Source organism: Saccharibacillus sacchari (genome assembly GCF_037722395.1).
Taxonomy (GTDB): Bacteria; Bacillota; Bacilli; order Paenibacillales; family Paenibacillaceae; genus Saccharibacillus; species Saccharibacillus sacchari_A.
The window spans coordinates 1-12,683 of sequence record NZ_JBBKAR010000004.1 but is presented as its reverse complement, the minus strand read 5'-3'; the positions used below and the strand labels follow the sequence as shown (position 1 = coordinate 12,683).

The 12,683-nt window shown below is 47.5% G+C and carries 14 protein-coding genes and 1 pseudogene; 4 read left to right on the top strand and 11 right to left on the bottom strand.

Features of this window, described 5'->3' with window-relative positions:
• Positions 1 to 40 precede the first annotated feature (40 nt).
• Genes WKI47_RS02155 through WKI47_RS02140 form a run of 4 tightly spaced genes read left to right on the top strand, consistent with a single transcriptional unit; the run spans position 41 to position 4,942 of the window.
• A complete protein-coding gene (locus WKI47_RS02155) occupies positions 41 to 898 on the top strand; it encodes a carbohydrate ABC transporter permease (RefSeq protein WP_340225626.1) in 858 nt (285 codons plus the stop codon).
• 33 nt (positions 899 to 931) lie between these two features.
• Positions 932 to 2,284, top strand: a complete 1,353-nt coding sequence (locus tag WKI47_RS02150) for an ABC transporter substrate-binding protein (protein WP_340225546.1) — start codon at positions 932 to 934, stop codon at positions 2,282 to 2,284.
• Between the two features lie 39 nt (positions 2,285 to 2,323).
• The gene (locus WKI47_RS02145) at positions 2,324 to 4,048 is read left to right on the top strand and encodes an MGH1-like glycoside hydrolase domain-containing protein (RefSeq protein ID WP_340225545.1); all 1,725 of its coding nucleotides are present in this window, start codon (positions 2,324 to 2,326) and stop codon (positions 4,046 to 4,048) included.
• A 30-nt stretch (positions 4,049 to 4,078) separates the two neighbouring features.
• Positions 4,079 to 4,942, top strand: a complete 864-nt coding sequence (locus WKI47_RS02140) for a glycoside hydrolase family 43 protein (protein ID WP_340225544.1) — start codon at positions 4,079 to 4,081, stop codon at positions 4,940 to 4,942.
• A gap of 165 nt (positions 4,943 to 5,107) precedes the next feature.
• Here the strand turns inward: WKI47_RS02140 and WKI47_RS02135 are convergent, their stop codons facing one another.
• From WKI47_RS02135 to WKI47_RS02090, 11 genes and pseudogenes are all read right to left on the bottom strand, one after another.
• Positions 5,108 to 5,662, bottom strand: coding sequence for a hypothetical protein (locus WKI47_RS02135; RefSeq protein ID WP_340225543.1), 555 nt, complete (start codon positions 5,660 to 5,662; stop codon positions 5,108 to 5,110).
• A 146-nt stretch (positions 5,663 to 5,808) separates the two neighbouring features.
• Positions 5,809 to 6,342: a 2'-5' RNA ligase family protein gene (locus WKI47_RS26170; protein ID WP_425355422.1), complete on the bottom strand. Its 534-nt coding sequence runs from the start codon at positions 6,340 to 6,342 to the stop codon at positions 5,809 to 5,811.
• 63 nt (positions 6,343 to 6,405) lie between these two features.
• Positions 6,406 to 7,050, bottom strand: a complete 645-nt coding sequence (locus WKI47_RS02130; protein ID WP_340225542.1) for a lysozyme inhibitor LprI family protein — start codon at positions 7,048 to 7,050, stop codon at positions 6,406 to 6,408.
• A gap of 153 nt (positions 7,051 to 7,203) precedes the next feature.
• Positions 7,204 to 7,974: a nucleotidyltransferase domain-containing protein gene (locus tag WKI47_RS02125; RefSeq protein ID WP_340225541.1), complete on the bottom strand. Its 771-nt coding sequence runs from the start codon at positions 7,972 to 7,974 to the stop codon at positions 7,204 to 7,206.
• Positions 7,975 to 7,985: 11 nt separating this feature from the next.
• Positions 7,986 to 8,462, bottom strand: coding sequence for a GNAT family N-acetyltransferase (locus tag WKI47_RS02120; protein WP_340225540.1), 477 nt, complete (start codon positions 8,460 to 8,462; stop codon positions 7,986 to 7,988).
• Positions 8,463 to 8,528: 66 nt separating this feature from the next.
• Positions 8,529 to 9,442: pseudogene (locus WKI47_RS02115) on the bottom strand (phosphotransferase).
• 101 nt (positions 9,443 to 9,543) lie between these two features.
• Positions 9,544 to 9,873 (bottom strand): hypothetical protein, encoded by a 330-nt coding sequence (locus WKI47_RS02110; protein ID WP_340225539.1) that lies wholly within the window; start codon positions 9,871 to 9,873, stop codon positions 9,544 to 9,546.
• Positions 9,874 to 10,003: 130 nt separating this feature from the next.
• Entirely contained in the window at positions 10,004 to 10,453 is a 450-nt protein-coding gene (locus WKI47_RS02105) for a hypothetical protein (protein WP_340225538.1), read from the bottom strand.
• A 242-nt stretch (positions 10,454 to 10,695) separates the two neighbouring features.
• Positions 10,696 to 11,223: a DinB family protein gene (locus tag WKI47_RS02100; protein ID WP_425355421.1), complete on the bottom strand. Its 528-nt coding sequence runs from the start codon at positions 11,221 to 11,223 to the stop codon at positions 10,696 to 10,698.
• 174 nt (positions 11,224 to 11,397) lie between these two features.
• Positions 11,398 to 11,952, bottom strand: coding sequence for a hypothetical protein (locus WKI47_RS02095; RefSeq protein WP_340225536.1), 555 nt, complete (start codon positions 11,950 to 11,952; stop codon positions 11,398 to 11,400).
• Positions 11,953 to 12,461: 509 nt separating this feature from the next.
• On the bottom strand, positions 12,462 to 12,683 hold a 222-nt coding region (locus WKI47_RS02090; RefSeq protein ID WP_340225535.1), incomplete at its 5' end, for a hypothetical protein.

Sequence of the window (12,683 nt, the reverse complement as noted above, 5' to 3'; positions counted from 1 at the left end):
GAAAACGACTTCCGCCGATCATTCTGCAAGCGCTTCCGAAATGTCTCGTTCCCACGCGGCGCATCGGGCGGTTCGCTTACGGGCGCTGCTGAAGCATATCGTCATTATCGCAATCGGCCTGCTGATGCTGTACCCCGTGCTTTGGCTGGTCAGCAGCTCGTTCAAGCCGAACTCGACCATTTTCAGCAGCCCCGGATTGATTCCGCAGACGTGGACGTTCGAAAATTACGTCAACGGCTGGAAAGGATTGCAAGGCGTGTCGTTCGGTCGCTTTTTCGCCAACTCCGCTTTTATTTCCGTGATGTCCGTGCTGGGCAACCTGGTCACGTGCTCGATGGCCGCTTACGCGTTCGCACGATTGAATTTCCGTTTCAAAGGCCTTTGGTTCAGCCTGATGCTGGTCACGATCATGCTGCCGTATCATGTGGTGCTGGTACCTCAATACGTTATTTACAGCAAGCTGGAATGGATCAATACCTATTTTCCGCTTATTTTGCCCAAATGGTTGGCGCATGACTCCTTTTTCATCCTGCTGATGGTGCAATTTATCCGCGGCCTGCCGAGAGAACTCGACGAAAGCGCCACGATCGACGGATGCAGCCAACGGCAGATTTATTTCCGGATCATTTTGCCGCTGCTGGTACCTGCCCTGATCTCAACCGCCATTTTCACTTTTATCTGGTCTTGGGACGACTTTTTCAGCCAGATGATCTATCTCAGCGATATTAACTTGTTTACGGTGCAGCTTGGAATCCGTTCGCTGTTCGATCCGTCGGGTCAATCCGATTGGGGCGGCCTGCTGGCGATGTCGGCGTTGTCGCTGCTGCCGATCACGGTCCTTTTCCTGGCGTTCCAACGTTACTTCCTGGAAGGAATCGCGACGACGGGACTGAAATGAATCGGCTTTTATCAAAATTCGAGGAGTGAGGGTATGGGTACATTCGGTCAAACACGCAAACGGTGGATCACGGGCTTGAGCGCACTGACGGTTACGCTGCTGTTAAGCGCCTGTTCCGGCGGCAGCGGCGGTCCTGCGACGCAGCAGGCAGGCGGAGAAAATAGCGGAGCAGCAGGCGGACAAACGGAACTGCGCATGATGTGGTGGGGCGATCAGAAGCGTGCCGACACGACCAACGAGGCGATCAAGCTATTTGAGCAAAAAAATCCGGATATCAAAGTGATGGGCGAATTCGCGCCTTCGACCGGGTACTTCGACAAACTGAATACCCAGCTCGCTTCCGGCACCGCGCCCGACGTCTTTTTTCTGGGCGGCAACGTGACGGATTATGCCAGCAAAGGCGTGCTGCTCGATCTGACGCCTTACGTCGGAAACGAACTGAAGCTGGATCAAATGGATCAATCGCTGGTGGAATACGGCACGCTCGGCGGCAAACTGGTACACGTCTCCGCCGGAGCCAACGCCCGCGGGATCGTCGTCAACAAAACGCTGTTCGAACAGGCAAACATGCCGCTTCCCGAAGACGGCTGGAACTGGGACGACTACGCGCGGATCAGCAAAGAATTGTCCGACAAGCTGGACGGCGTCGCCGGCACGTATAATTTCACGTTCGACGGGATGGATATTTTCCTGAAGCAGAACGGCAAACAATTGTACGATATGGAAAACGAAGCGTTGGGCTTTGCGGAAGCGGACATTTTGCCGTGGTATCAATATTGGGACGAAACGACCCAAAACGGAGGCGTCGTCTCGCCGGAAACGCAGGTGTCCAACCCGCCGAACGATACCGCCAAAACGCTCCTGATCACAAGCGGCGTCGGCATGACGTTGATTCCTTCCAATCAATTGGCCGCTTTTCAAAATCTCACTCAAGACGAGCTGGTTTTGGTTCAGGTGCCTAGAGGTCCGAAAGGGACAGGCGTCGTTTTCGAATCCAGCCAAGGCTTGTCCGCGTATGCCAAAACCGAACACCCGGAAGCCGTGGCCAAGCTGATCGATTTCTGGATCAACGACGCGGACGCGGCGAAGATTCTCGGCAGCGATCGCGGCGTACCCGTCACGGCGGCCAACCGCGAACTGCTGCAACAAAACGCAAGTCCGGCGGATCTGATCGTCTACGATTACACGAGCCGCGTATCGCAAGCCGCCGAGAAAGAAAACTTCGTCGTGAGCTACAATATTCCGGGCGGCGCCGAATTCACCAAGCTGGGCGAAACGACGGTGCAGGAGATCGGCTTCGGCCGCAAATCGGTCGAACAAGCCGTGTCGGACTTTTACAAAGGCGCGCAGCAGATTTTCGCCAAAAACAAAACTTCGGCCCAGTAAACGCTTGATAGAATATGAATGCCGCAGAGGAGCGTGGACATGAACGACGAACGAACGGAACTTTACGCCGATCCCGACATCCCGTTTTCCGAAAAGATTCTTGCTCTGCTGCACAAATTACGAAATCCGCCCGCTTTTCAACAGGAAGAAAGCAGCCCGCTGCATATCCGGTTATCGGAACAATGGCAGCAAAGCGGCGTGAATTTCGCGGCTTCGACAGGGAAACTGGAAAGCCGGTATCACGAAGCAAGGCGGCAACTGATGAACTGCATCGTGCCGACCGCCGGGCTGGGTCCGATCCTGCACGAAGGCGGCGTCTACTTCGGTTGCTGGTTGGAAAGCACGGGTACGATCAATGCCGAAGTGCTGGCGCGCTTTCTGCCGGAGGTCGCGGAAAATACGTACCGGAGCTTTGCCGCTTTCCAGCGCGAAGACGGCTTGTTGCCTTATAAGATTACGGCGGACGGTCCTTCGTATCGGCAGATTCAACTGGTCACGCCGCTGGCCCGTTCCGTCTGGAATTATAGCCGCTTGCATGAAGCAGAAACCGCGGCCGATACATCGGATTTTCTCCCGGCCATGTACGAAGCGATGCGGCGGTATGACCGTTGGATCGGCCAATACCGCGATACGCGCGGCACCGGCTGCGTCGAAGCGTTCGGCACGTTCGATACCGGACACGATCTGTCGCCGCGTTTCTGGCATGTGCCGGATGTGCCGTACCGGGGCGATGCCACTGCCTGCGATCCGCATTCGCCGCTGCTTCCTTTTTTGGCACCGGATCTGACCGCCAATATCTTTTGCCAGCGGACGTATCTGTCGAAGATCTCGGAGCGGCTGGATGATACCGTCACAAGTCAGGATTGGCTGCGGATGGCGGAGCAAAGTCTGGACAGTCTGTATCGGTATTGTTTCGACGAGGAAGATCGGTTCTTTTACGACCGCGACCGCCAGGATCAGCGGGTGCGGATACAGTCGGACGTGCTCCTGCGGGTGCTGGCCTGCGAAGTGGGCGACGGCGAATTTTTTGCGGAGTCGCTGCGGCGTTATCTGCTGAACACGTCCAAATTTTTCGCCAAGTATCCGTTGACTTCCATCGCGATGGACGATCCACGTTTCGACCCGTTCAATCATTACAACAGCTGGTCGGGCGCGACGAATTTTCTGACCGTTTTGCGCACGCCGCACGCGTTCGAGCATCATCAGCGGCATGTGGAATTGTCCTGGGTGCTGCATCCGACTTTAAGCGCATTCGCCCGCTCGGACCGCTTTGCCCAGTGTGTCAGTCCGTGGACCGGAGAGATGGGATTTACGGAGCAGTATTCCCCCTCTATTCTGGCGCTGTTGGATATCGTGGAACGGCTGTGCGGGATTTTGCCTCGTCCCGACGGTACGCTGTGGATGACCGGCCTATTGCCGAGCGCCGGCGACCACGGTGAAGAGATTACCGGAGATACCGCCTACAGCCGCACGGTGGACGGGATTCATTACGAACTGATCAACACGCCCGATCGATGCTTCATTTACCAAAACGGCAAACCGCACCTCAGCTTTCCTTACGGATTGCGCATCGTGACGGATCGCGCAGGACATATGCAGGCATGTATCGGCATGAGCGTGCAGACCGTTCGGGGTATCGTGCGCTACGGGGATCAAGAATGGGAAGTTGTCGTAAAAGGCAATGAACTTCAGGCGTATGAGCCGCAAAAGCAAATTTTCCGCACGGTTAGCGATCCAGGGATCGTGTATCCGTCATCCAATTAGGCCTATGACATGTATAAAAGGAGCATATCTATGTTATTGTCGGAAATTCAGATTCGGGACCCTTATATCGTGACAGATCGCGAAGCGGCAACCTATTATTTGTTCGGCAGTACGGATCGGGATATTTGGAACGAAGGCACGGGATTCAACGCTTACGTCAGCACGGACCTGAAGCATTGGGAAGGACCGCATGCGGTGTTTCGCCCGGAAGCCGATTTTTTCGCCGAAAAGAATTTTTGGGCGCCGGAGGTTTACGTTTATCAAGGCCGGTATTATATGTTCGCTACTTTTCGGCGCAAAGACAATCAACTGCTTGGCACGGCTATCTTGGACGCGGATCATATTCTCGGACCTTACCGCCTGCGCAGCGATGGCCCGGTTACGCCGACAGATTGGAGTTCGCTGGACGGCACGTTGCACGTGGACAAGCAGCAACGGCCGTGGATGGTATTTTGCAGGGAATGGCAGCAGATCGGGGACGGTATCATATGCGCCATGCCGCTTGACGCGGACCTGACCGCGGCGGCCGGAGAACCGGTGACTTTATTCCATGCTTCGGCGGCGCCGTGGACCACTCCCTTTTCTGCCGAACGCTACCCGGGACGGGATAATTATGTCACGGACGGGCCTTTCCTGTTCCGGAACGACGGGCAGCTTTGCATGATTTGGGCCAGCTTTATCGACAACCGCTACGCGCTCGGGCTGGCGATATCGGAGTCCGGTGCGTTGCAAGGCCCTTGGACGCATCGCGACCGCCCGCTATACAACAGCGACGGCGGACACGGGATGATCTTCGAGACGCTGGAAAAAGAAAAGATGCTCGCGCTGCATACGCCGAACCGAACGCCCGACGAACGAACGATTTTAATTCCGCTAGTACCTTGTCTTGAATAAATTGCAGGTTTAAGTTCGTCTGAAACGCGCACGGTTCTAGTGCGTTTCAGGCGGGCTAAACTATACATTAATCTAAGACAAGCTACTAGCTTCGCTGCAAGGGATCGAATATGGATAGCGGTAATCGCTCGGAACCGGGTCAGGGGTCAGGGACGCCAAATCCGATCACGATAAAGACGGCGTCGACAGCTTTTGATCCCATTCGTACAAAATCGTTCGAATCTCGTCGCCTGCCTGTTCGATAAACACTTCAACGATTTCGCGCGTGATCAACCGGGGCGGATTCTTCGGTTTGTTCGCCGGATCTTCGAACCAACGGATCGTCCGTACCCGCCACCCGTCTATTTCCTGTTCGCTGAGCAGCGGTTCCATCGCGCAAGCCGGTACCTTGACCAGACTTTCCCAAAGGTCTTTTTTCCAAACCGAATTCTCGTACAGTGCAAAGTCTACGCCGTCCGTATCGGTATAGTAGAAAGTTTTGATATCGCTCTCGGGAATTCCGTCCTGTAAAGCTTGGCTTTTAAAATCGGCATAGACGCGAAGCCCCCACAAGTAATCGGTCAAAACATGCGCAAAATAACCTTGAACGAACCTTTTCCATTCCTCGTTTGGACTTTGGTCGATCCATTGCGCGTAATGACGCTCCAATTGATCGGGAGTCGTTTCTGTGCCGCCGAAATGGGTGTGTAGCTTGTCTTCGCGGCCGGTTCCTTTTCTCATATGAATAGCATCCGGCGCAATACTTCCGAGTACGAACGAATCAGGGACAGGGCTTGCTGCAAAATAACGGGCGGCGACTCCTAGGTGAACCATAGGCAAAGGCATAATCAGCATCCTTTCTGAACAAGAGGGTGGAGTGTTGCGAATTAGGTGAATTTTTGGCTTATAATCGTATGGATGGTTTTTCGATTTTCGTGCCGGACGATTTTGATCAAAGATACTTCCTGTACTTCGACTTGTATCGCTGATAATTTTTTTGTACTAAAAAGTAAAGTTTCGAATAACTTGTCGCTATGCAGACGGTTTGCGATCGTGCAGTGGGGAATCCATTGGCCGGGATGATAGATCGGGTTCGAAAATTCGCTATATGTGCGAAAATGTCGATGATAATCGGAGTGAAAACTCAGAAGCTCTATCGTCGGGTTCGGAGACAAAAATAAAGCCCCGCTGTTGATAAAAGTTCCTAATGTAACGAAGCCCAAAGACATCTTCGAAAAAGAATTGTAATAACCAGCAAATTTTTCGCAGTATTCGGCTTCGTTGTTCATTTCCGAATAATCCGCAATCGTCAAATGAGGCTTCCGATCTTCGATTTCTTGCGCGTAGTCGGATAGTCCGTTATCGTTTAACTCTGTCCATAACTTTTCTATAGATTTTTCGGTATTCGGATCAAAAGACAAGACGACGCCGTACAAAAGGAAATCACCGCTTTCTACTAATTGTATCCATTCAAATCAGTCCATTCAATGATCGGCTACGAAATCTATCGCTTCTCTATCGAGGCTAAATATATATTCCATCAACTGCATCGTTCGGTTCCGGGTCTGTCGGGATTGGGCGGCTATAAACTGTACGTAGCCCTGACTGCCGAAATACCGGGTGGCGATAAATTGATCCATGACGAATTCAGATTGGTCATCCCTATAAGATTGCCAGCTTTTTTGCGATTGTTCCAAGTCCGCACGGCCTTCTTCATTTAATAGTCGGGATAGTTCGTCAAGCGAAGCATCCATTTGCTTTTGCCATTTTGCCAAGTAGTCGCTCTCGAAAGTTGCCCAAGTCATCGTAGTCGCGTCGGAACTTGCTTGAAGCGTTTTGCGTTCTTTTTGATAGTCCAGGTCGATCGGGTTATCGTTCATAATCGCCGAAAAATCATCGTTGCCTTGATAGTCGCCTAGATGCTTGCTTTCTGCGATCTGGACTTTCAAATCCCGGTTGGCTTCGTTCGCCTGGTTCAACGATTGTTGCAACGCGGAATTTCGGCTGGACAAGAGCTCAATATGGTCACGATCTTTTCGCGAATCAGAAAACATGACGGCGATAAAGCAAACCGCGATCAGTAACACAGACAGAACCGCGACACGATAAAATATTAATTTTTTATTCATGAAATGCCTTCTTTTTTTAGTGTGATTGAATATCGCCGGATCATCGACCTTTTCCGCTCTAAAAGTCAATCAACGGGTTACGTGGGTGCGCCGATATTGTTTTTCGTTAAAAACGATCCAGCGGCTCCTTTATTCGTTTGGTATACTGTGATCCTATCGCTCGGAGGACCTTCCCGAAGCAGCCATCGCCTGTAAAGTTTGCTCGATATAGCGATAAGCTTCGTCTGCGGTTCTCAGAAATTGTTCTACCGATACATCGCTGTCCAAGTAACAAGCATACAAATCATCAATAATGGAGGAGTCGATACCGCAATACTTCAACAGGTCATTTTTTATATCCGGCATATCGTCTTTCCATACGCCCGTGTCTTCTAAAATCAACGAATACAACGCGCGCAGCAATCGTTTGGAGTAGCCTTTGATATAGCGGGTTTGCATCGGACGATCATCGGCATTGGAAAGCCAATGACGGACACGCTCGACTTCTTCTTTCGTATCTGTATTCAAGTCCAAGATGAACGCCGGAGAAATTACGATCGGAGGTACTTTTGCACCAATGTCGTCACCGCGCACGCAAATACAAATGACTTTAATCCAAAACCCCCACTCGTTCGGTTTATTGATGACATCATGGATTGAGCAAAAAATCGTATCGATCTTCGTCACGAACGGATACTTTTTCAACAAACGGTCTTTGATCTCGGACAATTTTTCGTAGTCGATGTCTGCCGGATTTTCGCATACGACCGTGAAGTCCGCATCCGATTTAAAAGGCGTCGCCGTTCCTTTCGGAATCGAACCGCACATATACATACTATGAATCTTCGTTTTGAACTCGGCATAGACCTCATCCATATAGGTATCGACAAACTCTTTATATTCATTTTGGATGTTAATTTCCGGTATGACTTTTTCCAATATCATATGTATTCCTCCTAGGTGATAAACGTTTGAATGGTTTTTCCGTTTTCGATCCGTTCTTCAAATTGGCCTTTTGTGTATTCGTCAATGACTTTTTTCCAGAATATCTGTGCGCCTGGGTTACTCTCGACTTGATGCACCTCCCACGGACCTTGATGTCGGTTGAAAACTTCCATTGCTACGGCCTTCCCCATGCCTTCCCGTCTGTACTTTTTTAATACGAAGAACTCCGCAATAGAATAACGCTGAACGCCCAAATCTTTGATCAAATGAACCAATACGAATCCTACATGCTTTTCTTCGCGTTTAATCATATAAGCAAATTGATGATTTCCTTCTTTAAAATAATCTTCTAGAGGATACGGGCTGTACTTTCCATCTTGCTCTACATCAAAGCCGAGAAATCCCGAAAAATCATAAATATAAAACTGCATGAGATTCTCCAATACTTCTCTATGCTTTTGATGAATTTGAATGAGTGAAAAATTCATTTGACTTCCTCCTGTTTAAACCAGCTTGCTGCATTCTTCCGATACGTATATGCAAAATGACAAATTTTAATCGGCGAGCGCGCGTTTGATGGTTGCTTTGGCTTCATCAATCGACCGAGTATCGTTAAGATCACTGGCCTGCATCATGATCAAAATAGGGATGTACACAGCCATTAACCGCGCCAAAATCTTGGTTTCTTCATCCACTCCCCCATACGCTGCAAAAAAGCTTGAGCGCGCATCCGGAGGCAAAAAGCTGTACACGATATTCAGATCGCAAGCAGGATGACCGATGCTAATATCTCCCCAGTCGATGATCCCGGAGATTTTTCCGTTTCCGTCTACCAGCATATTTTTAAAATGAAGATCGCCGTGAAGGAATGTATCTTTTGGCTTTACTTTTTCCGGTCCAAGCTGCGCTAAATAATTCGATACGGCCCGATACTCTTCTTCGTTTAAATGAACGGCAATATCGGAAAGAAAGTTATACATCTTTTTTTGCGCGCCGCAATATCAGTCAGATTTCGATGATCGTATTGTACTCCGTTTTCCCGAGCGATCCGCAAAGGGAAGGTATGTAGTTTTTTTAGAAATAGAGCCAGCGGTGTTGCCGAACAGGCACGTTGCTCATCCTTCAATCCGATAGGAAAATCGCCGGATAAATAAGGGTAACCCAAAAAAGGAGCCGGATACCCGTAATCGCCTTCCCCGAAAAACAACGGTATCGAATAGTCGATCGAACAATAATCGTTAAGCTTGGGCAGTATCTTTCTCTCGATCTTCAAAAAGTCGATAGCGACTTCTCTTCTCGGAAAACGGAATACATACTCGGTCCCGATCCGATAAACCGTATTGTCCCACCCGTGCCCAAGTTTCTGTATACTTTCGGAAGCGAGTTGCGGGAACTGCTTGCTTATCAATTTATGTGCCAACGCTTCCGAGACTTCCCATTCTGCATCCCACTGATTCGAACTGCTCATGCCTTTTGACTACCTCCTGCAAAACAGAAAATTTGATGGAGCGATTTGAGTACACAGCCTCTTATATGAAGCATCAAGCGAATACACGCCCGCGAGAGATTTCAATACGCCTCGCCTTCATCCCCGATTACGACTGCATCAAGTTTACTCGCGATGTTTTTCATTTTCGCAATTTGATCTTCACTGAAATAACGAGCCGACACTGCACCTTCTCTGAAAGTAAAGGTGATTTTAACGTCTTCGCCGTCGATCTTTTTATTCCAAACAGCCATTCCTTCTCCTGATATTCCCATCGTCATTCCGTTCGGAAGTTCAATTTCGATATGTTCGGTCGCCTCTAGTTCCGGGTCGTTCTCAATATAGTTCTTCCATTCCGCCATCGTGATCGAACTGTTTTCGTCTCTTTTTTCGATATGTATTTCGTAAGCCATTCTAATCAGCTCTCTTTCGGTTGGTTGTTGATAGTAGACCTTTATAGGGTTTCTGTATTGCGGATTAACGGTACATGATTTTAGCGTGAATATGATGTCAGCCGAAGCGAATGGAGCGATTTAAAAAGGTTTAATGCAAAAGTCTACAAATATCTTTTACATTTTGTTTTAAAGCATTTAAAAATTCACTGTCGTAATCAAAAGATCCTTTTAACGTCGTTTCGATCAGCCTGTTTTTTGAATATCTTCTCTTCGTGATCGAATAGGCAACTTCATAATTTTCTGATCTTCGCTCTATCAAAGTCATTTCGAATTCGTCTTCACTCATTGCTTGTAATCGAATACGATTGCTTTCCTTGTTTCTGGTTTTTAAAAGCCCTTCGACAAAGAGTTTGAAGTCTTCATAAGCAATCCAGATCTCGATGTGCCCGGTAAATAGATCGTCCTTGATATGTACCAAATAGTTAATGGATTTATATCGTTCCAATTCAACCTCTTTGAACGAAAAAAGGATAACCGATTTTGGGTCTTCGGACTGAAGCGAAAAATCATATGGGTTCAGGCGCTTATTCATTGTCAATGGCTTGTTTCCTTTCTTGTAACGTTCATACACTCCTGATCCTATGTAGTCAAAGGTGTTTAAATGCCGTACAACTATTGAATTACGCGCAATCACCGCTTTTATTTTAATTTATCGCGTATATCTGCCAAAGTTTCGTATACGATTTACCTATCCGTTTTTCTGGCAGGTCTTAATGATAGAAGGTTTTGTAATTTTCTTTCTTCGCTGTGTTTCCACCCAAACATTTCGCCTTCGCCGTATTACTCAAAAAGAGGATTTTGGGATTGATAAAGCTTTTTTAAATACGCAATGTTCGAGTAATGATGCCGGCTGTGATCGGCAACATGCCAGATTCCCCAACGAATTGATGCGCTATTCCCTTTTTCAAAAGGAACAATATTGTTCAAATCTTCGTCTTCAAAGCGCATGCAAACGTCTTTTAATTGTTTTTGTACGCCAGCGTACTCCGATAGCAAAACATCCAAAGATATGCCTTGAATCATCGGAAGTTTACCTTCAACGTCATACATTGGACCAAACTCGTTTATTTTTTCATTCGGGATCTCCCTGCCTTGTAGCCGATAAACCCAATGCAGATCTACGACAGTCAAGTGCCTTAATAATTGCCCTATGCTATTTAGATCGTTATCAGGCCCTTTATAATCTATTACATTTTCACATCCTTCAACCAGTCTAAGAAGCCTTTGATAGTTGTAATCGACCATCGAATGTAACAGCCCGACTATAGGACTCATAAATAAATCTGGATCTAAATCATAATGCTTCAAAATCATCGTTCCTTTCGAATTGATTTGCGTTATTTAAAAGGGTTCTTATAACGTTCCTGTATTCACGACCCAGCGTATGCTGGTGTCCGGCGAATGCCGGGCCAAGGACGTATGCCCGCAGCGTGAATACTATGTTAGCCGAAATTAATGTTCTATAAGAAATCCCCTCAGATTCTAATGACTTTCTTCGTTTTCTTCTTTATAAAAATATTCTCCGTTCTTACATCCATATGTAATTTTTGAGCCAAAGTCTTCGTAATAGACGACTTCATTAAAATCAGAAGGTGATGTTTCTCGAATTTTCTCTAGCAAAGTTTTTGCGGACTCTAATACGTTTGGTTGATTTTCCTTCTGATCGTAACCAATCGCAGGCCCTGAAGGACCATGATAAACCATAAAATTCCACTTGCTTGTATCATTACTTACTTCGATTACATAATGGTATGCATCTTCAGCATTATCTGATTGATATAACGGTTCACCAAACAAAGTAAGAAGCGATCCTCTAAACTTCGCACTTTCTTCACCTTCAAAAATGGCGGTGTCCAGCAATTTCGAGAACCCTAATGTTTGATCTTCTTCAGTAATAGCTTTATAGGTATACATTTCATTTAGGTCCTCCTTAAAATGATTATTTTTGATTGAACTATCTTGTTCGAAGTTCTTATATGTATCATCCGAACAGCCTAACAAAACGACTAAAATCAATAAAGTTATTAACTTATACATGTTTATCCTTCCTAGAAGTGAATAGATTTTATAACAGTTCTGCTTTAATTTCAGCTAACGTTCCCGTATTCACGACTCGGCGTATGCCGGGTGTCCGACGACTGTCGGACCCAGGGCCGTATGGCCCGCAGCTTGAATATTATGTTAGATGTCGTGAAATCGACGGGCTTCTCTGCTTTCTCCCGCAAACTCACATCCAGTCTGCTTCCGTATGGAAGCGCACCTTCCCTCTCAGTCCATCCGCATTCCCTTGCATGGATCAGTTTCCGTATGGAAACGTTCCTTCTTCGGCGCTTCTAAACTTCCAATACGAGATTCGCGTGAATCCACTTCCCGTTCTCTTCTTTCTTTACTTTTCCTTGTTCTTCCGTCGAATTTCATGTTCGTATAACGTTCCTGTATTCACGACTCGACGACTGTCGAGTGTCCGGCGAATGCCGGACCAAGGGCGTATGCCCGCAGCGTGAATATTATGTTATGTGAAGTCATGTGGTATTAAAATAATGATTCTAAAATTTTCCTCTTACATCTTTTTTTGAAATCATTTCATTTTTAATTTCACTCACTTCTTGCGCTACAACTTCGAATATAGCGTCTAATAATTCTGATACGTAAGGATTATCTAAGTAAAGAAGAAGATCAGGATATTGTGACTCAAATCTGTTCAACATTTTTTCTTTTATGTTTGAACTTGAAGTATACATTTCTATCCTCCTAAAATAAGCTGCTTT